Raw genomic sequence first — 23,871 nt, 5'->3', positions numbered from 1 at the left:
GCGTTCCTTTCGCCGTGCCCGCACCTGCCGTGCGGCCGGCCCGCCTCGTGACGATCCCGTTCATCCCATCCCAGGGAGTTCCCGTGACCGTGCCCTCGCTGGCCTCGTCGTTGTCCGACTCCGTCACCGCCGCCGCGGCCCGCCTGGGAATGGCGGACCTCGCGCCGCAGATCCGCCGCTCCGAGCACGCCGACTTCCAGGCCGACGGCGTGCTGGCGGCGGCGCGGACGCTGCGCCGCAACCCGCGGCAGGTCGCGGCGGAGGTGGTCGCCGGTCTACCCGACGACGGCCTGCTGGCCAGCGCGGGGGTGGCCGGGCCGGGCTTCGTCAACATCGAGCTGACCGACCGGGCGCTGCTGGCGCAGCTCGCCAGCCGGTTGGGTGATTCCCGGCTCGGCGTCGGCATGCCCGAGGCCGGCGTCACCACGGTGATCGACTACTCGCAGCCGAACATCGCCAAGGAGATGCACGTCGGGCACCTGCGCTCCACCATCATCGGCGACGCGCTGGTACGCATCCTGGAACACCTCGGCGGCACCGTGGTGCGGCGCAACCACATCGGCGACTGGGGAACCCAGTTCGGCATGCTCATCCAGTACCAGGTCGAGCACCCCGACCCGCCGGCACCGGACGACACCGGCACCATGGGCCGGCTGGCCACGCTCTACCGGCGGGCTCGGGGGGAGTTCGACATCGACTCCGCGTTCGCCGACCGGGCCCGCCGGCGGGTGGTGGCGTTGCAGACCGGAGACCCGGGCACCGTAGCCGCCTGGCGGGACATCGTCGCCGAGTCGACCCGCTACTTCACCCACGTATACGACCGGCTCGGGGTGCGGCTGACCGACGCCGACACGGTGGGGGAGAGCGCCTACAACGCCGCGCTGCCCGAGGTCGCCGACGATCTTGAGCGCCGGGGGGTCGCGGTGACCAGCGACGGCGCGCTCTGCGTCTTCTTCGACGACCTCCGCGGCCCGGACGGCGAGCCGACGCCGCTGATCGTACGCAAGCGGGACGGCGGTTTCGGCTACGCCGCGACCGACCTGGCCGCGCTGCGGCAGCGCGTCGTCGAACTGCACGCCGACCGGCTGCTGTACGTGGTCGACGCCCGGCAGGCCCTGCACTTCCGGATGGTCTTCGACACCGCGCGGCGGGCCGGTTGGCTGCCGTCGACCGTGGCCGCCGTTCACGTCGCCTTCGGTACCGTCCTCGGCCCGGACGGGCGACCGTTCAAGACCCGGGCCGGCGACACCGTCCGCCTGGTCGATCTGCTCACCGAGGCGGTCGACCGGGCCCGGGAGGTGGTCGCGGCGAAGAATCCCGGGCTGACCGGGTCCGCCCTGGACGAGCGGGCGCAGCAGGTCGGAATCGGCGCGGTGAAGTACGCCGACCTGGCGACCAACCGGACCCGGGACTACGTGTACGACCCGCAGCGGATGCTGGCGCTGGTCGGCAACACCGGCGTCTACCTCCAGTACGCGCACGCCCGCGTCCGCTCCATCCTGGCCCGCGCCGACGGTGCCGACGCCACAGTCGACGTGACGGCGGCGCTGGAACCGGCCGAACGGGCGCTGATCCTCGATCTCGACGGGTTCGCCGACACCCTCGCCGAGGTGGTCGCCGGTCACGAGCCGCACCGCCTCTGCGGCTATCTGTACCGGCTGGGGCAGACCTTCACCGCGTTCTATGAGCACTGCCCCGTGCTACGCGCCACCGGACCGCAGCGCGCCAACCGCCTGGCCCTGTGCCACCTCACCGGCGACACCCTCCGCACCGGCCTACACCTCCTCGGCATCCCCACCCCCACCCACCTATAACCCCCCACCCCCGCCCACCCACCCACCCCCGCCCACCCACCCCCACCCCCGGCGGACGCGTTGATCAAGAAGTTTTCGTCTGCGTTCGCGCGTGTCGGAGACCAAAACCTCTTGATCAACGCGGGCGGACGGACGGGACGCAGGTGCGGTGCGGTACGGGCGGACCGGTGCACGCGACCCCGATTCGGGGCGAGTCTGGTGTGGACCAGTGGCGGGCGACGGCGGGCGTTGCGCCACTGGCCACCTACCTGAGTGAGATGGCCGCGATCTGTGCCGAGGCAGACGACCAGCCGCTCGACCGGCAGCCCCTTGGCGCGGTGGCGGCGCGCCGGCCATCACCCGTACCCGTGGGCCGGGTATGTGAACATGATGGTGTGATCGTCGTGGCGTTCGACGCACCCGTTGACGAGCCAGCGCAGGTCACCGGGTTCGAGTTGGGACACGTCAGCCTGCGCTGGGACGGTGGGGCCCACAGTTCCCGCCAGTTGGGGTCGCGCGGACTGTTGATGGTGTATCTCGCCGCAGCGGACATGCTCCACGGCGTCGCGACCCTGTTGGCGCGCCGGGATGACAGTTACGTGTTCACCGGCGCCTCCAGCGCCTGGAGTTTCGCCTTGCGTCGTACCCGCCGTCACGGACTGCACCTCAGCACGCCCGCCGGCAGGCTGCTCTGCCATACCTCCGAGGCCGAGTACGCGATGGCAGTCTGGCACGGCACCGAGCGGTTGCTGGCAACCCGCACCCCGATCGACGGCGGTCCCTTGACCGACCTGCGGACCGCCATGGCGGCATTTCCGGATATCTACCGGCGCTGAGGTGCCGAGGCAGGCAGGTTTGATGCAGCCAGTTGAGCTGTGCCCGGCTACGAGCGACTGGCTTCGAGTCATCTCGGCAGTCGCTGCAGCGGCCGGCGCGCGAGACCTGGATACCGACATTCGGCGAACCGTGACGAGCGCCGACTGCTTCGATAATCGATGGTGCCAGGCCGCTCCTTGGGTTTGGGTGCACCATGAGCATCATTCTGAGCACCCCGAGCGTTGATGAGCTGCCACCAGCGGTGGACGCGCTCAAGCGGTGGCAGCACGACGGGGGACCGCTGCGACTGCATTCCGGCGATCTCGGCTGGCACTCGTTACGTGGCGCCGAGGCTACGGCGGCTGACCTCCGGATGTGGTTGCGCGACGGGGTGGTTCACGCGATCGGGCTGCTGGACGGCCCCGAACTGGTGCGCATGGCCGTCGCTCCCGACTGGCGTGATGACGAGGCGCTGGCCCGCCGGCTCGCCGCTGACCTGGACACCCCAGGGCGTGTCCTGGATCCCGACGGTGCGACCGTCGAAGCCCGAGGTGCGCAGCGTCTCACCCAGTTGCTGCTGGAACGGGGTTGGGAGCGGGATGAGCCGTGGACAACGTTCCACCGCTGTCTCTCAGACCCGGTGCAGGACTGCGGTCTGCGTATCGAGACCATCGAGTCCGATCGCGCCGAGGTGTGGGTCGGCGTCCACTGGTCCGCGTTTCGCGGGTCGCCCTTCAACGATGCCGACCGGCGCCGCACGGTTGGGCGTTGGCTCGCCATGGCCGGTGGCCCGTTCTACGCTGACGCACGCTGCCTCGCCGCATTCGATCAGGGCGGCGAGGCCGTGGCAGTCGCGGCGGTGTGGTCAGCCGGCCCGGGGCGGCCAGGATTGCTGGAGCCGATGGGCGTCCACCAAAGTCACCGAGGCCATGGTTACGGCACGGCGATCACGCTCGCCGCCGCTGCGGCCCTTCGCGACATGGGTTCGTCCAGCGCGAGTGTGTGCGTGGAGAGTTCCAACGTCGGCGCCGTAGCTACCTACGCCTCGGCCGGCTTCACGCCGTCAGCTGAGGTGACCGATCTGCGCCGCGGTTCCCGGTGAATACCGGGGCAGCTGTCGTGCTAGATGAGGGTGACGGAATCCGGTAGCCGCGGCGCGGGACGGCTGGGTAGAAAGCGTCATGACGTCATGGACCGTGGCGGCTCCCGCCTGCTGCTGACAGTGCTGGAGCACCAGGCATGCGTGCCTGGTGCAGTACATGGAGATCTGGTACGGCAAGCTCGCAGGGCGCCGATAAATGATCTTCCGGTGGGTATTCGTCAGGGCCGCCCTCGGGGCGACGTCTGGTTCGAGGGCGGGCACAGGGTTCGGCGCATGCAGACGCGGGGCCAGCGGTCGAGTCCGTGTGCTGCCTCGCGTTGGCGGATGGCCCGAAGACCCGGGGTGAGGTCGCTCTGGTCCAGGGTGTGAAAGCCGCAGCGGGCGTAGTACGGGGCGTTCCACGGCACCTGAGTGAACGTGGTGAGGGTCAGGGCGGGGATGCCGCTGGCCATCGCATGGTCGGCGAGGTGGTCGATGAGCTGACGTCCGATCCCGCGACGGGCGGCGTCGGGATGTACGGAGACCTGCTCGATGTGGAAGTTGCCGTCGACGAGGTCGGCGATGAGGTAGCCGACCGGCCTTTCGGTCGTGTCGGTGGCCACCCAGGCACGGCCTGCCTCGCGGTAGCGGACGAGGATGTCCAACGGCAGCGGTGCATCGTCGGCTATCTGCGGCATACCGACGTCGCGGAAGCATTGTCCGGCGGCGCGTTCGATGTCCTGCAGGATGGGTAGCTCGTCCTGACGCGCCTCTCGGATCTGCACCGGAACATTCTGTCGGTGCTGTTCTGTACCGTCACCCACGTTTCCGTGCCAGCGCCAGGTGCCGAGACCGGCCGGATGCCGAGACCGGGCGGCCGCCGTCGGCCCGTCGCCGTTGGCGTAGGCCACGGCGTGGAAGCGGTCACTGTCTTGACGGGTGTCGATTTCAAGCGGAGACTGCGTAACACCCCCGAAACAGTGACCAGGGCCGTCCGGGCGCGGGTGATGTTAGCGCTAACGTCGGCCGCGCCGGACGGACGGAGAGTCGCATGTCCAAAGTCCTGACCAGGGCGAGCGCTCTGCTCGCCGCCCTGTGTCTGCTGTTGCTGCCGGCGGCACAGGCACCGCGTGCCGAGGCCGCCGCGCTCGACCCGTTCGCTGGCTACCTGATGGCGCACTTCACCGGCGAGTCGGCCACCGGCGAGCAGGTCTACTTCGCCCACAGCCGGGACGGGCTGAACTGGCGCGACCTGAACAACGGCGCACCCGTGCTGCTGTCCACGGTCGGCACCCGGGGGGTGCGCGATCCCTCCATCGTCCGTTCGCCCGCTGGCGACCGGTACTGGATCGTCGCCACCGATCTACGGATCGCCAGCGGCACCTCGTGGAACGACGCGGCGAACCGGGGCAGCAGGTCGCTTGTGGTGTGGGAGTCCCGCGACCTGGTGAACTGGTCCGCACCCTGGCTGATCAACGTCGCCGGTGCCATCCCGGGCGCCGGCAACGCCTGGGCGCCGGAGGCCATCTACAACGCGGCGACCGGTGACTATGTCGTCTACTGGGCGACGAACTCCCTGCGCGACGGCGTGACCAAGCACCGCATCTGGTACGTCCGCACCAGCGACTTCCGTAGCTTCACCGCGCCCCAGCTCTACATCGAACGCCCCGGCGGTGGGCAGGGCATCATCGACACCCAGATCGTCGAGGTACCCGGGTCCGTCGGTGGGTACCGCTACTACCGGGCGTCGGCCGACGGGCACATCACCATCGAGGGCAGCAACTCGATCCTCGGCTCGTGGACGACGCTGGGTAACCTCTCCCACCTGGGCATCTCCAACGGCACCGGCGGCGGCAACGTGGTCGAAGGGCCGATGTGGATGCAGTTCAACGGTCGTAACGAGTGGGCGCTCTGGCTCGACCAGTACGCCACCGGGCGTGGTTACATGCCGGTCACCTCCACCAACCTGGGCAGCGTCACGAACTTCCGGACCCGGACCGACTACCAGCTGGGTGCCAGCCGTAAACGACACGGCTCGATCCTGAACCTGACCGCCGCCGAGGAGAGTGCGGTGCTGGGACGCTGGGGCGCCACCACCCCGGCCAACCGGATCCAGGCGTACACCCACCAGGACCGGTACGTGCGGCACGCCAACTACGACGTACGCATCGACGCGAACGTCAGCCCGGCCCAGGACGCCCAGTTCCGGGTGGTGCCCGGGCTGGCCGACGCCGCCGGCGTGTCGTTCGAATCGGTCAACTATCCCGGCCACTACCTGCGGCACTACGGCTTCGACTTCGTGTTGGCGGCCAACGACGGAAGCTCGGTCTTCGCCGCCGACGCCACCTTCCGGCAGGTCGCCGGCCTCGGCAACACGTCCTGGTCGTCGTTCCGGTCGTACAACTACCCCGACAGGTACGTCCGGCACTACAACTACCAGCTGCGACTCGACCCGATCAACGACGCCCAGGCACGCGCCGACGCCACGTTCCGCCTCACCTCGTAGCCGTTCGCCAACGGGTGCGCGTCGACGGTTCCGTCAGCGAATCGGCACCGGGGCGATCACCGCGAAGCCCACGTGCGGGTGAATCGGGACGAACCGCCTTTGCGGCTGCTCCGGTGCGCTGATCGGCCGGGACCTGCCTCACCCGTGTCCATGAACGGGGTACGCCAGCGGACGGATCGCGGGCTCGCGCCGTTTGCGACGCAATGTCCCGGGCACCGCGCAGCTTAATGTCCCGGGCACCGCGCAGCTTCAAGCACCGGATGCTGGCTCAGGCCCCGGCCCGCATCAGGTACGCCACCGCCGGCACATCTCCGACACGATCAACGTGTCCCCGCCCCTGATTGACGCCCTGCCGCAGACCAGGCAGGTGGTGATTCAGCCGGCCCGCGCCGGCTGCCTCGTACCATTGCGCAGAGATCGTGGACCGCGCAGCGGGAGGGGCCATGGGCAAAGGGATTTATGTGCAGGAACTGCCAGGTATCGGCAAGCGGTACGACGTCGACCTGGGCAGCAACACCCAACGGATCTCGGTGGTGGTACGCCGGGACGGCAACCGTGACCTCTACGTCTTCGCCGCCGGGCAGGATGATCCGGTCGCCGTGATCGAGATGTCGGAGGAGCAGGCGCGTAAGGTGGGCGCCCTGCTGGCCGGCACGTACTTCTCCGAGTAGTCGTTCCGCGTCTTGCGCTCTCGCTCAGTCCGCTCCAGGAGTCCTCATCGTGCATGCTGACCTCGTGGGCTTCGGGGCCCTCGTACTGATCGCGGGCCTGCTGGCCCGTGCGGGTCGTCGGATCAACCTGCCCACCGTGCCGTTCTTCATGCTGGCGGGCATCCTGCTCGGGCCCGGTACCCCGGGGCCGGTGCTGATCGCTCATCCCGAGGACCTGAGCCTGCTCGCCTCCCTCGGCCTGGTCCTGCTGCTGTTCCATCTGGGCGTCGAGTTCCCGGTCGACCAGGTGCTCGGCAGCGGTAAACGACTGTTCGTCGCCGCCGGTTCGTACATCGGCCTCAACGTCGGTGCGGGGCTGCTCTTCGGCTTCGCCCTCGGTTGGGGTGGCTACGAGGCGTTCGTGATCGCCGGTGCGCTCGGCATCTCCTCGTCGGCGATCGTGACGAAACTGCTCATCGAGTTCCGGCGGCTGGCCAACGCGGAGACGCCTGTCATTCTCGGCATCATCGTGATCGAGGACCTGTTCCTCGCGCTGTATCTGGCGCTGCTCTCGCCGCTGCTGTCCGGTGCCGGGTCCGCCGGGGAACTGGTGCTGCGCATCGGCCTGAGCTTCGCCTACCTGGTGGTGCTCTTCGCCGTCGCCCGCTTCGGCGCCCGCCTGGTCGGCAAGGTGATCGACAGCAACGAGGACGAACTGCTGGCCATCCTGATGGTCGGGTTGGTCGTGCTCGTCGCCGGGGTGTCGGCCGAGATCGGCGTCTCCGACGCGATCGGCGCGCTGATGATCGGTCTCGTGGTGGCCCGTACTCCCATCCGCGAACGGGTCGAACGTCTGGTGCTGCCGCTGCGTGACGTCTTCGCGGCCGTCTTCTTCCTGGTGTTCGGGCTGAGCATCGACGTCGGCGAGTTCGGCTCGGTGGCGCTGCCAGTGCTGCTCGCCGTACTGATGACCATCGTCACCAACGTGGTGGCCGGCCTGATCGCCGGCCGGTTGTTCGGGCTCAACCAGCGCGGCGCCGCCAACGTCGGCCTGACCGTGCTGGGCCGGGGCGAGTTCTCGCTGATCCTGGCCACCCTCGCCATCGCCGCCGGCCTGGACGACCGACTCGGTCCGTTCATCGCCCTGTACGTGCTGATCTTGGCCGTGGCGAGCCCGCTGCTCGCGGCGAACTCACGTTTCCTGGCTCGGATGATCCCGGACCGGCTGCTGCACTCCAGTTGGCGGTACGTGCGTGAGGAGACGATAAGCACCGCCTGCACGCACCTCGACCGGATCCACATCACCGAGTCCGACGCGGACGCGTGCCCGCAGTGTGTGGAGAGCGGCGACGACTGGGTGCAGCTGCGGATGTGTCTGACCTGCGGGGCGGTGGGCTGTTGCAGTGACTCGGTCAACAACCACGCGGAGGAGCACTACCGGCAGACCGGCCATCCGTTGATCCGGTCATTGGAGGAGGGCGAGGACTGGCGGTACTGCTACATCGACGGCGCCCTGATCCGCGAGCCCATGGGCACCACCCGGGAGTGACAAGCAGTACGCTGGGCCCGCCTCAGTCGAGGCGGTACACCCACGCGCCTGCTATCTCCTCCCGGGTGATGCCGAGGCCGTCCACCGGCCGGGCGGGCAGGCCGTCCCAGGGCGTTCCGGCGAGCCTGTCCGGCAGGACGACCACCGACCGGATGCCGACCTGCCGGAGGAAGGCGATGCTGCCCGGATCGGGGAAGGTCGTGGTCACCGCGCGGATCTGTTGTTGACTGGCCGGCAGGAAAGTGACCGACCCGTTGGCGACGCGGGGAAATCCCTCGGTGGACCAGAGCATGATGTCGGATTCGGCCACGCCGTTGCTGGGCAGGACCAGCATCGGGTCGTCCGCCGCCTGGAACGCTGGCGGGGCGGTGGGCACGGTGGGATGTGGTGTCCGGTTGACCCCTTCAACCAGGACCAGCAGCAGGGGCAGCAGGAGCACGACCGCGCTCACCGGCTTCGGCCACCCGACCTTGGGGCGATTTCGTCCGAATTCGCTTATCGCTCCTGCTGCGAGAATGGCGAGCAGCAGGCTCGTCCACACCATCAGCCGACCCGGGGTTCGTAGCGCGTCCCATCCGGGCAGCAGTCGGGACAGGGTCAGGTATCCCGGGTCGCCCTGACCGACGAGATTGCTGCCTAGCCCGAGCGCGCCGCTGACCAGCACGCCGAGCCCGAGCAGGACGCGGTGGCGCACCCGGAACGTCGAGTAGCTCAGCCCGGCCACGGCCAGCACGATCAACGTGACGCCCGGCAGCAGCGCCATCTCCGGCGGCCAGGACAGCTGGGCGCGGGCGGCCGCGAAGTGGCCGCCCCACAGCCACGAGTCCGCAGGCGCGACGAAGTATCCCAGCAGGGGTGGGGAGAACATCTCCGTCCAGGACAGATCCCGGTGCGCCTCCGGGTTCAGCTCCACCACCCGCAGGAAGGTGATCCCCAACCAGATCAACACCGCTCCGAAGACGACGCCGCCGAAGAGGTTCGCGAGCACCACCCGGCGACCAAACAACCAGGTGCCGGTCCGCCAGCGGGCCCAGCCAACCGCCACGAGGACCACAAGCATGGTGCCGGCCAGGAAGTACGCAAGCGGCAGGCCGATCGCCAGACCCAGGGTCAGCTGCCAGGCGGCGACCAGCCAGCCGGCCACGATCCAGCCGGGACGGTGCAGCGCCGGTCGGTGACCGTCCCGCAGGGACCAGCCGTGGCCGCGAGCCAGCATCGCCAGGCACAGTGCGACGCCGCCGATGGAGAGGATGTTCAGATGGCCGCTGTGCGCGAGCCGCCACGGTGCGAAGGCCCAGGCGACGCCGGCGACGGCGGCCGCCGTCCGGATGGCGCCGAGTTGGCGCACCAGGGCGTACGCCCCGACGAAGGCGAGTGCGTGCGCCAGGACGTAGAGGAGGTTGTAGCGGAAGATGGCCGACGCCACGCCGTTGACGAACAGACCGGCAGGTGCGTATCCGAGCACGATGTCGGTGTAGGCGTACGTGTACAGGTCGGGGAAGAACGTATTCGAATGCCAGAGGTTGAGCGGGTCGGTGACCAGCGCATGCCCGGCCCAGGCGACCTGCCACGCCTGCAATGGGGGATCGCCGATGTCGCCCGGGATGGTCGTCCACGGCTGCTTCAACGTCGGCCAGGTGAGGACAACAGCCACCGCCACTCCAGCGATTGCCGCCAACGTCCATTCATGCAGCAACAGGCGCGACGCCACCCGGACGGCCCCCGCCAGCCGTCCCTGTCCCTTACGAGGCGGGACATCCGCTGCCTGTTCCGGGTCGGCCTGCTCAGGGTCGGCGGAGGGGGCTCCGAGTAGCCTGCGACGTATTGCCTGCACGTATCCTCCTGTCGATGGCCGACGCCGACGTCATAGCGTCGCATCGATCAGAGGATAAAAGCCATCATCGATGACCGCCGAAACTTCCAGGCGGGCATCACAGCCGCCAATCCCGATTAATGGGAAACGGGCAAAAAGCTGATCACCTGTCGATCGCGCGGAAACCGCGGGTCGCCAAGCAGGTCAGCCGCGATTGAGACGTCGGTAGACCGGGGCGAGTCGTTGGTGCAGCTGCCGGTAGACGTCGAAGACCTCGTCGTAGCCGGACCGGTGCGCCGGGTCCGGCGTGAAGACCCGGTCGGTACGCATCAGGCCCGGGATGTCGGCGAAGGTGAGCTGCCCGGTGCCGACCGCGCCGATCCACCCGGCGCCCCTGGCGTTGACCGCGAGCGGCTGGGCGTCGCGGCGGATCTCGACGTTGAGCACGTCGGCGAAGATCTGACACCACGAGTCCGACAGCGCCCCGCCGCCGGTGATGGCCATCGAGGTGACCGGCGCGCCCAGGAACCGGTTGACCGCGCCGAGCAGCCAGCGGGTGTTGAAGGCGACCCCCTCGAAGACGGCCCGCAACAGGTCCGAGCGGTTGGTGTCGAGGGAGATGTTGAAGAACCCGGCACGCAGGCTCGCGTCGTCCACCGGGGCACGTTCGCCGTACAGCCAGGGGGTGTAGAGCACCCCGTTCGCGCCCGGCGGCACCGTCGGGATGATCGTGTCGAAGGCGTCGAAGATCGTCCCTTCGTCGCGGCTGAGGTGACCGGCGCTGAGCAGTGGGTCGTCGTACTCGACGATCTTGTCCCGCAGCCAGGTCAGGTTGGCGCCGGCGGTGGCCTGGAGGGCGGTCATCAGGTAACGGTCGCCGACCGCGCAGGGTACCGAGGCGATGCCGGCGGAGACGTCGGTCTTCTTCCGGGGCACGTGGGCCGCGATCCAGGAGGAGGTGCCGACGTACAGGTGCGGCTTGTTGTCATCGGTGGTGCCGGCGCCGATGGCCGCGGCGGTGTTGTCGATCGCACCGGCGACCACCCGTACCGTCGCGGGCAGGCCCAGGTGCGCGGCAGCGGCCGGTGTCAACGTGCCGATCACTTCGGTGCAGGCGACGATCGGTGGCAGTTTGTCCGCGTCGATGCCGCTGTCGGCGACCAGGGTGGGGGAGTAGCGGATGTCGCCGGGACGCCGATTGTCGGTCACCCACGAGGTCAGGATCGAGTCGACGGTCGCCACCGTGCGTCCGGTGAGCTTCAGGTTGATCCAGTCGAGCACGTTGAGGAACGTCGCCGTGCGCGCGTACACCTGCGGCAGGGTGTCGCGGACGAACAGCATGTGGGCGGCGGGGTCCTTGCCGGTGGGTGAGGGCATGCCGCCGGTGAGCCGCAGCCAGCGGGCGATCCGGCGCACCGACATCCCCTGGTACGCGGGAAAGCCGCCGAACCGCCGTCGCAGGTGCGGCGCGCCGCGCATGTCGAGCCAGCTGATGCACGCGGTCAGCGGTGCACCGGCCGCGTCCACCGCGATGGTCCCCTCACCCTGGGTGGAGGCGCACACCGTGGCGACCGCCCGCATCTGCTCAGGATGGTCGCGTCCCAGCTCGGCGGCGACCTGCCCGAGCGCGCTCCACCAGGCGAGCGGCTCCTGTTCGGCGCCGCCACCGGGCAGCACCCGCAGCGGGACCGGTCGCTCGGCCCAGCCGGTGACCGTGCCGTCGGCGGCGACCAGCGCGGCCTTCAGCCCGGAGGTGCCCAGGTCGATCGCGAAGACCTGCGGCGGGCTGGCGGCCACGGATCAGACCCCCTCGACCAGCGCGAAGACCCGGTCGAACCGGGCGAGCGCGTCGTCGATGACCTCGTCGGTGTCGGCCATCGACGTGTACATCCGAGAGCCGGCCAGGGTGACGATGCCGTGTGCGGTGTAGGCGGCCCCCATCTGCTCCATCAGCCGCTTGCGAGTCTTGTTCTCCTTGAGCAGCTTCACCGGGTTGCGCATGTCCAACAGCATCACGCCACTGCACTCCAGGTGCACGATGGACCCCTGGTTGTACGCCACGTACGGCAGCCCGTAGGAGTCGATCAGCCGTTGCAGGCCGCGGGTCAGCCGGTCACCGGCCCGGCCCGCGATCACCGGCGCGTTGGTGCGGGCCATCTCCTCGATCGCGAAGTAGCCGGCCGCGCAGGACAGCGGGTTGGCCGACAGGGTGCCGCCGACCTGGATGTGCGCTCCGCTCTTGCCGTCCAGCCCGGAACCGAAGACCGCCATCACGTCGGCCCGCCCGCCGACGCCGCCGGCCATCGGGTAGCCGCCGGAGACCGCCTTGCCCAGCACGGTCAGGTCGGGGGTGACACCGAAGTAGCCGGCCGCGCCGCCCAGCCCGAGCCGGAACCCGGTGACCACCTCGTCGAAGATCAGCAGCGCGCCGAACTCGTCGCACAACTCGCGGACCCGGGCGTTGAAATCGCGTGGCGCCGGCCGGGTGCCGGATTCCGGGCCGACCGGCTCGACCACCACCGCCGCGGTGCCGCCGCGCAGCCGGTTCTCGATCAGCTTGCGTTTGAGCTGACCCAGGTCGTGGGGGAATGCCTCCCGGGTGCGGGCCGTGGCCCCGAAGGGAATGCCCTTGGCGTTCATCCGGTAGGTGCCGGGCACCCGCAGCCCGTAGACCATGGTGTCCGACCAGCCGTGATAGGCGCCACCGACCTTGATCACCATCTTCCTGCCGGTGAAGGCGCGGGCGCCCCGGACGGCCGCCATCACCGCCTCGGTGCCCGAGCCCAGCGACCGGTACATCTCCACGTGCGGCATGAACCGGTGGATGATCTCGGCGAGCTTCAGCTCGTACTCGTGGAACAGCCCGGTCACCGGGCCGGAGTCCCGGACCACCTCGGCGACCCGCTCGTTGACCGGGCCGTAGTTGCTGCCCAGGATCGTCGGTCCGCCGGCCTGGAGGAAGTCGATGTAGGTGTTGCCGTCCCGGTCCACCAGGTACGCTCCGTCGGCCTTGTCGACCGCGAGCGGGAACGGATAGTTGAACGCCAGGTTGTGCTGCACCCCGCCGGGGATGCGCCGCCGCGCCCGGTCGGTGATCTCCTTGCTGGCCCGGCACTTCGTGTCGAAGTAGTTCAGCACGTCGAGCATCGCGTCGTGGCGCAGTCCGCGCACCGGCTGGGCGGTGAGCGCCTTCAGCCGACGCATCACGTCGTCGACGTCGGGGTACTCGCTGATCGCGTACCCGAGCCGGGCCGACTCGACGCCCGGATCGCTGTCCGTCCCGTTGCCCGGGGACGCGGCACCGTCCACCGCGCCTGGCGTGATGTCCGCGGTCCGGCCGGCGGCGACCTCGGCGGCTGCCGCGTCGGCGCTCGGCAGTTCCTCGTCGGCGGGCACCCGTAGCGGCTCGACCGCCTCGGTGAGCTGCGCGGCGATCCGCTTCTCGTCGGCCCGCAGCTTGGTGAAGGCGATCTCCCGGATCGCGGTCGGGATGGTGTGCACCTTCCCCGCCTCGCTGGTCAGCGCCAGCAGGTAGGCGATGGACACCTTCTCCAGCAGCGCCATGTTGAACACCGCCCGGTCGGGGTCGGTGCCGACGGCGACCACCCCGTGGTTGGCGATGATGAAGGCGTTGTCGCCGCTGGCCACCTTCTTCTGCACGTTGCGGGCCAGGAACCCGGTGCCCGACGGGGCGTAGTCGATGATCGCCACCTCCCGGCCCAGGAAGCGCACCTGCTCGTCGGTGAGCGCCGGGATCGGTTTGCGCAGGAAGGCCAGCGCCGAGGCGTACGGCTGGTGGGTGTGCACGATCGCGTTGACGTCCGGCCGCTCCCGGTAGATGTTGGCGTGCATCCCGCACTCGATGGACGGCTTCAGGTCGGTGCCGGAGTCGTCGGGCACGTGCTTGCCGTCGAAGTCGACGATGCAGATGTCCTCGACCCGCATCCGGTCGTAGTCGTAGTTGCTCGGGGTGACCGCGTACCGCCGGTGGCCGGGCACCCGGACCGAGACGTTGCCCTCGGTGGCCTTGAGGTAGCCCCGGGCGAGCATGGTGCGACACATGTCGACGACGTGCTGGCGGGACAGGCGGTGCTGCACGGCGTTCTCCTCCGTCGGTTCGTCGGCCACCGGGCGGTCGCTGCGCTGGCCCGCTCGCCGGTCGGGTTCATCGTCGCGCGGCCGGGCCGATCGAAACACCGTCCCGTCGGCAGTGAGAACCGCCGCCGTTCTTATCCTGCCGTGACAAAATCGCCGGATGATCGCGCCTGTCTCCGCGACTCCCTGGCGACACCTGCCCGCCGATCTGGCCGCCGCGATGCGCCCGCACCTGCCGGCCACCGTGGCCGCCGTCGCGGTCGCCGTCACCGAGGCCACCCCGGCCTTCGCCGGCATCGCCGACGACAAGTTCGCCCGGGACGTACGCACCGCCGTGCAGGTGGCCCTCGACCGTTTTCTCGACCTCATCGGCACCGGGGAACCGGCGCTGCCGCCCCGGTTCCGGGAGGTCTTCGTCGGGTTGGGCGCCGCCGAGGCCCGCGAGGACCGGGGACCGGAGGCGCTGTTGACCGCGCTGCGGACAGCGGCACGGCTGCTGCTGCGTACGGCGTCGCAGTCACTGGCCCGGCTACGCCCGGTCGATCCGGAGGAACTGATCGACCTCTCCGACGCGGTCAGCGCCTACGTGGCCGAGCTGGCCGCCGCGAGCACCGACGGGTACGCGCTCCAGCTGCGCGAGCAGGCCGGGGAGGGCGACCGTCGTCGGCACCTCGCCGAGCTGCTGCTGCGCGGCGACGGCCTGCCCAGTGCCGTCGAGTCGGCGGCGGCCCGGATCGGTTGGGCCGAGCTGGACACGGTGGTGCCCGTACTGCTGCCGTTGGACCAGGCCCGCGACGCGCGGTTCCGGTACGGCCCGGACGGTCTGGTCATCGAGCGTGGTCGCGACGCCGTGCTGCTGCTGCGGGCGGGTACCCGGGCGGCCCGCGCCACCCTGACCGAGGCGTTAGCCGGCCGGCCGGCGGTGGTCGGGCCGGAACTGGGCTGGCCGCAGGTGCCGGCGGCGGTCCGGCTCGCCGAGCTGGCCGCCGGGCTGCTCGGACCGTCCCCCGGTCCGGTCTTCGTCGACGACCACCTGGTCACGCTGACCCTGCGTGGCGAGCAGCGGGCGTTGGCGGTGCTCACCGCCCGCCGCCTCGCGCCGCTGGCGCAGCTGCGCCCGGCACAGCGGGACAACCTGCTGGCGACGCTGTACGCCTGGCTCCGCCACTGGGGCTCGCGCGCCGAGGTCTCCACCGAGCTGTTCGTGCACCCGCAGACGGTCAGCTACCGCCTCAAGCGGCTGCGTGAACTGTACGGCGACGACTTGGACGACCCGGCCGTCCGATTTGAGCTGCTGGTGGTGCTGACCAGCCAGCTCACCAGCCGGCCCGGCGGCGGTTAGGGCGAGTGCCGGCGTTGGAAGGGACCGAGTAGACCCGACCGGCCGGTGCGGCGGCCCTCGGCGCCCGCGTGCCGCCGGTGGTTCGGTACTGCCGGGACCTCTACGATGACCGGCGTATAGCCTTTGCCACAAAGGAGATACAACGTCACCGTTGCCCGTGCCGACGCGCTCAACAGGTGCGGCAGTCGGGGCGGGTGACCGGCCCTTGCCCGGCGTACCCGATGGACGGACCCTGTGCGTTTCGACCTGCTCGGCCCGCTGGCGGTGCACCGCGGCGATCGGCTCATCCCGCTCGGCTCGGTGAAGCAACGGCTGCTGCTGGCCGCTCTGCTGCTGCGCCCCAACGAGACTGTGGGCACCGACGAACTGGTCCCGATGCTCTGGGCCGACGAACCGCCACCCTCGGCTGCGGCGAACCTGCGGACGTACGTGCGCGGGCTGCGCCAACTGCTCGGTGAAGAACGGATTCCGACGGCTGCCGGCGGCTACCTGCTCGCTGTCCGGCCGGGCGAGCGTGACCTGGATCGGTTCGACGCCGCCGCCGCGCGTGGCCGGGACGCACTGACCGCTGGTGACGCCGTCCGAGCGGAGACGGAGCTCGCCGAGGCGGTCACGCTCTGGCGCGGGGCGCCCCTGGCAGACCTGCCATCGCACCCGCTGCTGACCCGATGGGTCGCCCAGTTGCAGGAGCAGCGGTTGCTCGCCGAGGAGGACTACGCGGAGGCGATGCTGGCGCAAGGCGCGTCGGCCGCGGTGGTCGGCCGGCTGCGAGCCCTGCTCGACGAGCATCCGCTGCGCCAGCGGGCCTGGAGCCAGTTGATGCTGGGCCTCTACCGCATCGGCGACGTGGCAGGCGCACTCGACGCGTTCCAGCAGGCCCGGCAGATCCTTGCGGAGGAGACCGGTCTTGACCCTGCACCACAGCTGATCAGGCTCTACGACGACATCCTTCATCACCGCCCGAGCCTGGTGGCGACCGGGTTCACCAGCAGCGGTGAGCCGACGCCCGACGCGACCTCCCCGGCGACTCCGGGTTCCGGCGGTCGGCGGCCCGAGCAGCTGCCGCTCGCGGTGCCACAGTTCGTGGGCCGAGCCACCGAACTCGCCCGCCTGAACGCGCTCCTGGACCGCGAAGGACCGGCGACGGTCGTCATCTCAGCGGTGTCCGGGATGGCCGGCGTCGGCAAGACCGCCCTGGCGTTGCACTGGTCCCACCGGGTGTCCGACCGCTTTCCTGACGGTCAGCTCTACGTGAATCTGCACGGCTACGACGAGGCCGAGGTGGCGTTCCCGGACGACGCGCTCCAGGGTTTCCTCGAGGCGCTCGGCGTGCCGCCCTCCCGGATTCCGACCAGCACCGAGGCCCGCACCGGCCTCTACCGCAGTCTGCTGGCCTCCCGGCGGATGCTCGTGGTGCTCGACAACGCCCGCGACGCCAGTCAGGTGCGGCCCCTGCTGCCGGGAGCCGGTGGCTGTCTGGTCGTGGTCACCAGCCGGGACCGGCTGGCCGACCTGGTCGCCGCCGAGGGCGCCGAACCGCTGCGGCTGGACGTGCTCACCGACGACGAGTCGATGAGTCTGCTCGCCGGCCGGCTCGGCGCCACCCGGCTCGCGACCGATCCGGAGGCGGTCACCGACATCATCGCCGCCACCGGACGGTTGCCGCTGGCGTTGTCCATGGTGGCGGCGCGCGTCGCCACCCACCCGACCTTTCCGCTCGATGCCATCGCCGCCGAATTGCACTCCACCGAGGCCCGGCTCGACGTGCTGGCCGACGGCGACGTGCGGCGGGTCTTCTCCCGCTCCTACCTGGCGTTGAGTCCGCCCGCAGCGCGGCTGTTCCGACTGCTCGGCCTGCATCCCGGTCCGGACCTGAGCGCCGACGCCGCAGCCGCCCTGGCCGGGGTGCCCACGGCGGCCGTCGTGCCGCCGCTGCGCGAGCTGACCCGTTTGCACCTGCTGACCGAGCACACGCCCGGCCGGTACACCTTCCACGACCTGCTGCGGGTCTACGCGGCCGAGCTGGCCGACTCGTCCGAGCACGCCGGGGAGCGGCGAGCCGGCCGGCAACGACTCTACGACCACTACCTGCACGGTGCTTACCCGGCGGCCGTGCTGCTGCAACCACAGTGGGCGCCGATCGAACCGGTGCCGCCACTACCGGGGGTGATCCGGCGACCGGCCACCGACCACGACGCCGCCCTGGCCTGGTTCACCGCGGAGCACCGGGTGCTGCTCCGCATGGTCCGGCAGGCCGCCGACAGCGGGTTCGAGGCGTACGCCTGGCAGCTCGCCTGGACGTTGAACACGTTCGTCGCGCCCCGCGGTCTCTGGCAGGACCAACTCGCCATTCAGCAGGTCGCGCTGACCGCCGCCGAGAAGATCGACGACCTCGCCGGTCAGGCGACCGCCAACCGCCTGCTGTCGCGGGCGTTCACCCGTCTCGGCGAACACGAGGACGCCGAGCACCGGCTCCGCCGCGCGCTCGACCTCTACCGGAACCTCAACGACCCGACCGGTCAGGCACAGACCCTGCACAACTACTGCGAACTATGTTTCCTGGGCGGTCGGCTCGACGAGGCGCTGACGCACGCCCGCGAGGCGTTGCGGCTGTACCGGATGGTCGACAACCGTTCCGGAGCTGCCCGTGCGCTGAACGCGATCGGTTGGTTGCTGGCCACCACCGGCGAGTACAACCAGGCCATCGAGAGCTGCACTGCCGCCCTGGCCGAGCAGCGCCGCAGCAACGACCGCAACGGTCAGGCGGCGACGCTGGACAGCATCGGTTTCGCGTACGACAGGCTCGGTGACCACGCCCGGGCGGTCGACTGCTACCAGCAGGCGATCCAGCTGTTCCGCGACACCGCCGACCGCTACCACGAGGCCGAGACTCTGGTCCGGCTCGGCGATTCGCGGGAGACGATGGGTGACCAGGCCGGGGCCATCGCCGCCTGGCGCCAGGCGGCGCGGATCTACGACGACGTCGACGACCCGGCGATCGACGAGGCCCTACGACGCATCGAGCGACTGACGGAGACGACCGCCGGTCCCTGCGGAGCCAGCGGCTGACCGCGGCTCGTCGTGCCTGGTCGCGCCCCCACGGGCTCACCTGTTCGGCTACGACGGGGTAGGCGGGGAATCGTCGCCGGGACCGGTGGGCTGACCGGCCCGCAACCGCACGACCAGTTCCCGCGTCGCCGCCACGAAAGCCTCGTCGGACTCGCCGGGCGAATGGCCCTTGATCGGTGGCGGAACGCTGTCGCCGGGCGGGGCGACCAGGCCCGCCGGATCCGGCAGGCGGCGGTCCACCGTCGCAGAGGGCCCGCTGCTGGTCGGTGGCGTGTCGGGCCGGTGGTCGGAGAAGGTCCAGCTACCGATCGGGTCGGTGTCCCGCCACAGGTTCACCCATCGCCAGCCGACCCGGTCACCCACCTCGTGCAACATGTCGTCGTCGAAGTAGGCGGGAAAGAACCGAGCATAGAGTCGGCGCAGCGGCGAGCCGTGGGTGAGCAGGGCGACCCGATCGCTGACCCGTGGAGCCAGCTGCAGGATGGTGGCGGCGACCAGCACCGACCCCTGGCTGTATCCGGTGATCACCACCAGGTGGCCCCTGCTGATCAGGTAGGTGATGCGCCGGGCCAGCTCCGGCACGGCCCGCTCGGCGTAGCAGGGCGGGGCGAAGGGATGGGCGGCGCGTGGCCAGAAGGTGGCCAGGTCCCAGAGCACGCCCACATGGCGCCGGAATCCTGGCGTCCGGTAGGCGAAGATTCCACCGATGACGAGGCCGAGCACGGTTGCCGAGATCAGCTGGCTACCGAGTCCGATGCCGAATTCGATCAGGCCTGCGGGCACCTGCGCGTACCGCTGGATGACGTCGCCGGGATGCTCGCCGAGCAGGTCGATCACGGTGGTTGCCGCGCCGAGCCCGCCGAGACCGGCGTAGACCACGACCAGCGGTGGCAGCCATTCGGTGGACCGGGCCCGTGCGATCGCCTGCCGTACCTGCCGTAGTCGGGCAACGGCCTCCGGTGGCGGGTTCGGGAAGTCGCGCGCGAGGATCGCGGTCGCCGCGCGGGTACGGCCGCGCCGGGTCAGCAGGACCACCAGGCCCGCCACGACCAGCGTGATCAGCACCGCCCGGAAGAAGCCGTAGATCGCCCAGGTGAAGGCGGGTGGTGGCCGAATGGCCACCTGCCCGGCCGACGCGTTCCGGTCCAGGAGATCGGCCACCCGACGGACGAGTTCTGCCGAGAACGCCACCGCGATACCGGCTCCGGCGGCGGCTGCCGCCGGAGCGCCGAAGTAGCGTGGGCGTCGGTGGCCCGACCGCTGGCCCCGGGGCCGCAGCGTGACCGAGACCAGGGCGGCCAGCAGTACGGCGTGCGCGCCGAACAGCCAGGTGAGGGTTGGCGCGTAGCCGGGCAGGCCACCTTTCTCCCGCCAGTCGGCGGGGGCGGCGAGAACGTCGACGACGACCACGATGGTGAGCCCGATGGCTGTTGTCCGTAGTGCCCGGGCGATCCCGTCGAGCCGAGGGTCCGTGGGATCCCGCTCGATCAGTGGGGGAGTGCAGACCAGGACGACGCAGGTGGCCAGCACCGCTCCGGTGGCGACCGTGAGCACGATGGTGGCGGGCGCCGGGCCTTGGGCGTGTGCGGTCCGGGCGGCGAGCAGGCTGGCGTCGAGCGTCGCGAACGCCGCGGCGATGTGGATCGAGCGTAGTCGCCCCATCAGCGGCTCGGCGTCCCATTGGCCGACGGTGCTCAGCGGGTGTCCGGACCGGGTGCTCTCCGGCGGGCGGAACGCGTTGAAGGTTCGTCCGGGGCGGGTGCTGGCCCACCAGATCAGCGCGATGGCGGCGGCCGGCACCGCGGCGAGGGCCGTCAGTCGCAGACCGGTGGGGCGACCACCGAGCCAGGACAGCCAGCTGCGGCCGGACAGGCAGTCCGGGGAGGACATGCACTGCCACGCGGTCAGGTCCAACGCGACTCCGACGGCGGTGAGGACGTACAGCGCGGTCAGGGTGAGACCGAGCACCCGGCACAGAGCTCGTACCGCCGCGTCGGTGCCCGGGTTTCCCGGGCGCATCCATACCGCGACGTTGAGCAGCGTGAACGGCAGCAGGAACACCATCGACAGCGTCCGGATCATGGTGCCGGAGGGCAGGTCACTCCATCGGTACACCTCCACGGTGTCGGTGCGGTCGGTGCCGGCGCAGCTCGGGCGAGCCCGGTAGAAGCCGGCGTTGCGATCCCCTGCCACCTGCACGGGCGTTTGCGCCATCTGCTCGGCGGCAGGGGTGGAGACCCCGTGCACGCGCAGCTCCACCACGTCCTCGGGCGGCGCCAACCCACCGGTTGCCGCTGATCCAGTCGACATCGACCCTCCGGGACACCTCGCCGCCTCGCCGCCTCGCCGCGAGCGGGCCGGTACCAGGCGCGGCGTCATCCCACGGCAGCCCGGCCTACCCCAACCGAAGGGGTCCACGCCTGCGTTGCGCGGCGAGGCGGCGCGACCGTATTCATTTCTGGTCGTCGTAGCCCCGCCACCAGCACTGACGGCGCTGTGCCGCCGGTGCGCATCCGGAAAGTCTCTGGAACTTCCGCTGGTCAGCGGTGCCTACCTGGCGTGGTCGGTCGCGGCCTTGTCGAGCAATCGTCGGCCATCCCGTTGTTACTGACCAGCGCTGATGCGTTTCGTGGCGTGGCCGGGCGGTCGAGGGAAGGTTTCGAGAGTATTTCCGGAAGTTGTTGACGGGTCGGCGGATACGCGCCAATACTGTTGGCCATCGACGAACCTGGATGATCGTTGGATGTCGCTACCTACTCCGCCGGTCACGGTGCAGTTCGACCGGCAGACCGCCACCCGGTACGACGTCGACAGTCGATGGTGGCCGCACAGCCATCGGGACCGCCGGTTCGTAGCGCACTGCTGGCCACCGGTCAGCCGTCACGAGGAGGAAGCATGAACAACGTCCCCGTCCCACCACGAAGTCGCAGGCGTGGACGACTCAGGTCGCTCATCGGTGCCGCCTGCGCCGTGGCGCTGATCAGCACCGGCACCGTCGCGATCTCGGCCAGCCCCGCCCAGGCCGAGGCCGACCGGCAGGTCTGCTCGAACACGGAAGGTACCCACAACGGGTTCTTCTTCTCGTTCTGGAAGGACAGCGGCGACGCCTGCATGGTGTTGCGCGAGAACGGCCGCTACTCCAGTTCGTGGAGCAGGAGCACCAACAACTGGGTCGGTGGCAAGGGCTGGAACCCGGGAACCCGCCGCACGATCAGCTACTCGGGTAGCTACAACCCGGGTAACAACAACAGCTACCTCGCCCTGTACGGCTGGACCCGTAACCCGCTGGTCGAGTACTACATCGTCGAGAACTTCGGCAGCTACAACCCGAGCAGCGGGGCCACCCGGCTGGGCAGCATCACCACCGACGGTGGCACCTACGACATCTTGCGCAGCCAGCGGGTCAACGCCCCGTCGATCGACGGCACCCAGACGTTCTACCAGTACTGGAGCGTCCGGCAGCAGAAGCGCAGCAGCGGCACCATCACCACCGCCAACCACTTCGACGCCTGGGCGCGGGTTGGCCTGAACCTCGGTAACCACTACTACCAGATCATGGCCACCGAGGGTTACCAGAGCCAGGGAAGCTCGGACATCACCCTCTCGGAAGGCGGGGGCTCGAACCCGCCGCCGAGCAACCCGCCGCCGAGCAACCCGCCGCCCGGTGGTGGCAACTGCTCGGTCAGCGTGCAGCGCGCCGAGGACTGGAACGACCGGTTCAACACGACCTTCTCGGTCAGTGGCAGCAACAACTGGACCGTCACCATCCGTACCAACGGCGGCCAGAGCCTGCAGAACAGCTGGAACGCCTCGATCAGCGGCTCCAGTGGCACGATCACCGCACGTCCGAACGGTAACGGCAACAACTTCGGCATCACGCTCTGGAAGAACGGCAACAACACCACGCCGAGCGCGACCTGCTCAAGCGGCTGACCCGGTGAACCAGGCGGGGTGACGGCCGCAGCCGGCACGCCGCCGCCGGCAAACAGCACCCACGGCGGGCCGACCCTCAGGGGCCGGCCCGCCGTCGTTGCATGCCACGCCGACCCGGCACGTATTGACAACCATCGACCCAGGGGCGACGCTGGTGTGAGAGCGCTCTCTCGGATCGCGTCCGCGACCACCACCAGTCCGGCCAGGGAAGCTCCGATGTCTACGGCGGCGGCGTCGGAAGGTCCCTGACCCTCCCCGACAGGAGCCAAGAGATGGACAGCGCCGCACCCCATCCCGCCAGCCGCAGCCGGCTGCGCCTCGGCACCGCGATCGGCGCCCTGCTGGTGCTGCTCGGCAGCTACGTTGTGGCCAGCACCGCGCCGGCCGACGCCGCCCCGGGTGTCAACGCCATCCGGGTGGCCGAATTCCCGGCCGACTGCACGTACAGCCACCGGCTTCCGGACGACCCCATCGTCTTCCCCGGGCTGCCCGGTGCCTCGCACATGCACAGCTTCTTCGGCAGCACGGTGACCAACGCCCACACCACGCTGCCCGACCTGGTCGGCTCCGCCACCACCTGCAACCCGCGAGTCGATGTCTCGTCGTACTGGGTGCCGACCCTCTACCGCGACAACGTGCCGGTGGAACCGTCCATCGCCACCTTCTACTATCTCGGCGAAGGGGTGCGTCCCGACGTCGTCGCGCAGACGCAGCCGTTCCCGCTGGGCCTGCGCCTCGTCGCCGGAAACGCCCGGGCCGCCGGACCGGGCGACAGCATCGCCCGCTGGTCGTGCCTGCATGCCGGGCACGTGCCGCCGTCGAAGGACTTCGTCAACTGCCCGGCCGGCACCATGCTGGAGTCGTACCTGGACTTTCCGCAGTGCTGGAACGGCCGCGACCTCGACTCACCGGATCACAAGAGCCACCTGGCCTACCCGGTGAACCAGGCCTGTCCGGCCAGCCACCCGGTGCACGTGCCGAAGCTGCGGCAGGTCCTGCGGTACCCGGTCAACGGTGACCCGTCGCGGCTGCGGCTGGCCTCCGGGCCGGGCTACACGATGCACGGCGACTTCTTCAACGCCTGGCCGGTGGAGGAGTTGGCGCGCCGCGTCCGCGACTGCATCCGTCCGGTCATCAAGTGCGGGCACGACGGCAGGCCGCTCTGAGTCCACAGGTGACACCCGGCGGCGGGCCCGGTCGTACCGCCCCGCCGCCGGGCGGACG

General features: G+C 70.2%; 16 protein-coding genes. 11 read left to right on the top strand and 5 right to left on the bottom strand.

Annotated elements, in window-relative coordinates; all coding sequences use genetic code 11:
* Nucleotides 1–89: 89 nt before the first annotated feature.
* The 3 genes from argS (at nucleotide 90) to ACN26Z_RS18525 (ending at nucleotide 3,711) form a co-directional block, all read left to right on the top strand.
* Nucleotides 90–1,814: an arginine--tRNA ligase gene (argS, locus tag ACN26Z_RS18535; RefSeq protein WP_421464676.1), complete on the top strand. Its 1,725-nt coding sequence runs from the start codon at nucleotides 90–92 to the stop codon at nucleotides 1,812–1,814.
* A gap of 200 nt (nucleotides 1,815–2,014) precedes the next feature.
* Nucleotides 2,015–2,629 carry a hypothetical protein gene (locus ACN26Z_RS18530; RefSeq protein WP_421462577.1) on the top strand — a complete coding sequence of 205 codons (615 nt, stop codon included), beginning with the start codon at nucleotides 2,015–2,017 and terminating at the stop codon, nucleotides 2,627–2,629.
* A gap of 194 nt (nucleotides 2,630–2,823) precedes the next feature.
* Complete coding sequence (locus tag ACN26Z_RS18525) at nucleotides 2,824–3,711, top strand: GNAT family N-acetyltransferase (RefSeq protein ID WP_421462576.1); 888 nt, start codon at nucleotides 2,824–2,826, stop codon at nucleotides 3,709–3,711.
* Between the two features lie 218 nt (nucleotides 3,712–3,929).
* Here ACN26Z_RS18525 and ACN26Z_RS18520 read toward each other — a convergent pair whose 3' ends face one another.
* On the bottom strand, nucleotides 3,930–4,475 hold the full coding sequence (locus tag ACN26Z_RS18520; RefSeq protein WP_421462575.1) for a GNAT family N-acetyltransferase: 546 nt from the start codon (nucleotides 4,473–4,475) through the stop codon (nucleotides 3,930–3,932).
* A 266-nt stretch (nucleotides 4,476–4,741) separates the two neighbouring features.
* Between ACN26Z_RS18520 and ACN26Z_RS18515 the strand changes: the two genes are divergently transcribed.
* The 3 genes from ACN26Z_RS18515 (at nucleotide 4,742) to ACN26Z_RS18505 (ending at nucleotide 8,395) form a co-directional block, all read left to right on the top strand.
* On the top strand, nucleotides 4,742–6,196 hold the full coding sequence (locus tag ACN26Z_RS18515) for a glycoside hydrolase family 43 protein (protein ID WP_093406731.1): 1,455 nt from the start codon (nucleotides 4,742–4,744) through the stop codon (nucleotides 6,194–6,196).
* A 443-nt stretch (nucleotides 6,197–6,639) separates the two neighbouring features.
* Nucleotides 6,640–6,867 (top strand): potassium transporter TrkA, encoded by a 228-nt coding sequence (locus ACN26Z_RS18510; protein ID WP_282238207.1) that lies wholly within the window; start codon nucleotides 6,640–6,642, stop codon nucleotides 6,865–6,867.
* A gap of 49 nt (nucleotides 6,868–6,916) precedes the next feature.
* On the top strand, nucleotides 6,917–8,395 hold the full coding sequence (locus ACN26Z_RS18505; RefSeq protein WP_421462574.1) for a cation:proton antiporter: 1,479 nt from the start codon (nucleotides 6,917–6,919) through the stop codon (nucleotides 8,393–8,395).
* Between the two features lie 22 nt (nucleotides 8,396–8,417).
* On the opposite strand, the gene ACN26Z_RS18500 is transcribed toward ACN26Z_RS18505, so the two are convergent.
* From ACN26Z_RS18500 to ACN26Z_RS18490, 3 genes are all read right to left on the bottom strand, one after another.
* Nucleotides 8,418–10,124, bottom strand: a complete 1,707-nt coding sequence (locus ACN26Z_RS18500) for a hypothetical protein (protein ID WP_421464675.1) — start codon at nucleotides 10,122–10,124, stop codon at nucleotides 8,418–8,420.
* Between the two features lie 288 nt (nucleotides 10,125–10,412).
* Nucleotides 10,413–12,005, bottom strand: a complete 1,593-nt coding sequence (locus ACN26Z_RS18495) for a xylulokinase (protein WP_421462573.1) — start codon at nucleotides 12,003–12,005, stop codon at nucleotides 10,413–10,415.
* 3 nt (nucleotides 12,006–12,008) lie between these two features.
* On the bottom strand, nucleotides 12,009–14,336 hold the full coding sequence (locus ACN26Z_RS18490; RefSeq protein WP_421462572.1) for an aminotransferase class III-fold pyridoxal phosphate-dependent enzyme: 2,328 nt from the start codon (nucleotides 14,334–14,336) through the stop codon (nucleotides 12,009–12,011).
* A gap of 127 nt (nucleotides 14,337–14,463) precedes the next feature.
* On the opposite strand from ACN26Z_RS18490, the gene ACN26Z_RS18485 reads away from it, so the two are divergent.
* A complete protein-coding gene (locus ACN26Z_RS18485; RefSeq protein WP_421462571.1) occupies nucleotides 14,464–15,645 on the top strand; it encodes a PucR family transcriptional regulator in 1,182 nt (393 codons plus the stop codon).
* A 234-nt stretch (nucleotides 15,646–15,879) separates the two neighbouring features.
* The gene (locus tag ACN26Z_RS18480) at nucleotides 15,880–18,714 is read left to right on the top strand and encodes a BTAD domain-containing putative transcriptional regulator (protein WP_421462570.1); all 2,835 of its coding nucleotides are present in this window, start codon (nucleotides 15,880–15,882) and stop codon (nucleotides 18,712–18,714) included.
* Nucleotides 18,715–18,762: 48 nt separating this feature from the next.
* Here the strand turns inward: ACN26Z_RS18480 and ACN26Z_RS18475 are convergent, their stop codons facing one another.
* Nucleotides 18,763–21,024 (bottom strand): hypothetical protein, encoded by a 2,262-nt coding sequence (locus ACN26Z_RS18475; RefSeq protein ID WP_421462569.1) that lies wholly within the window; start codon nucleotides 21,022–21,024, stop codon nucleotides 18,763–18,765.
* Nucleotides 21,025–21,457: 433 nt separating this feature from the next.
* Here ACN26Z_RS18475 and ACN26Z_RS18470 point away from each other — a divergent pair, with 433 nt between their 5' ends.
* The 3 genes from ACN26Z_RS18470 to ACN26Z_RS18460 all read left to right on the top strand — a co-directional run bounded on the left by ACN26Z_RS18470 (nucleotide 21,458) and on the right by ACN26Z_RS18460 (nucleotide 23,813).
* Entirely contained in the window at nucleotides 21,458–21,613 is a 156-nt protein-coding gene (locus tag ACN26Z_RS18470; protein WP_170863488.1) for a hypothetical protein, read from the top strand.
* Complete coding sequence (locus ACN26Z_RS18465) at nucleotides 21,610–22,647, top strand: glycoside hydrolase family 11 protein (RefSeq protein ID WP_282238214.1); 1,038 nt, start codon at nucleotides 21,610–21,612, stop codon at nucleotides 22,645–22,647. The genes ACN26Z_RS18470 and ACN26Z_RS18465 overlap by 4 nt, the downstream gene beginning before the upstream one ends.
* Before the next feature lie 272 nt (nucleotides 22,648–22,919).
* Nucleotides 22,920–23,813: a DUF1996 domain-containing protein gene (locus tag ACN26Z_RS18460; protein WP_421462568.1), complete on the top strand. Its 894-nt coding sequence runs from the start codon at nucleotides 22,920–22,922 to the stop codon at nucleotides 23,811–23,813.
* Nucleotides 23,814–23,871 lie beyond the last annotated feature (58 nt).

Source organism: Verrucosispora sp. WMMD703 (assembly GCF_049178935.1).
Lineage (GTDB): Bacteria > Actinomycetota > Actinomycetes > Mycobacteriales > Micromonosporaceae > Micromonospora > Micromonospora sediminimaris.
Note: the sequence above shows the minus strand (reverse complement) of the source record. Positions and strands in the feature narration are given on the sequence as shown.

Excerpts from the sequence above, each read along its gene's own strand:
- ACN26Z_RS18460 (WP_421462568.1), top strand. The coding sequence starts at position 22,920 with ATGGACAGCGCCGCACCCCATCCCGCCAGCCGCAGCCGGCTGCGCCTC.
- ACN26Z_RS18510 (WP_282238207.1), top strand. The coding sequence starts at position 6,640 with ATGGGCAAAGGGATTTATGTGCAGGAACTGCCAGGTATCGGCAAGCGG.
- ACN26Z_RS18525 (WP_421462576.1), top strand. The coding sequence starts at position 2,824 with ATGAGCATCATTCTGAGCACCCCGAGCGTTGATGAGCTGCCACCAGCG.
- ACN26Z_RS18515 (WP_093406731.1), top strand. The coding sequence starts at position 4,742 with ATGTCCAAAGTCCTGACCAGGGCGAGCGCTCTGCTCGCCGCCCTGTGT.
- ACN26Z_RS18465 (WP_282238214.1), top strand. The coding sequence starts at position 21,610 with ATGAACAACGTCCCCGTCCCACCACGAAGTCGCAGGCGTGGACGACTC.
- ACN26Z_RS18470 (WP_170863488.1), top strand. The coding sequence starts at position 21,458 with ATGTCGCTACCTACTCCGCCGGTCACGGTGCAGTTCGACCGGCAGACC.
- ACN26Z_RS18475 (WP_421462569.1), bottom strand. The coding sequence starts at position 21,024 with ATGTCGACTGGATCAGCGGCAACCGGTGGGTTGGCGCCGCCCGAGGAC.
- ACN26Z_RS18485 (WP_421462571.1), top strand. The coding sequence starts at position 14,464 with ATGATCGCGCCTGTCTCCGCGACTCCCTGGCGACACCTGCCCGCCGAT.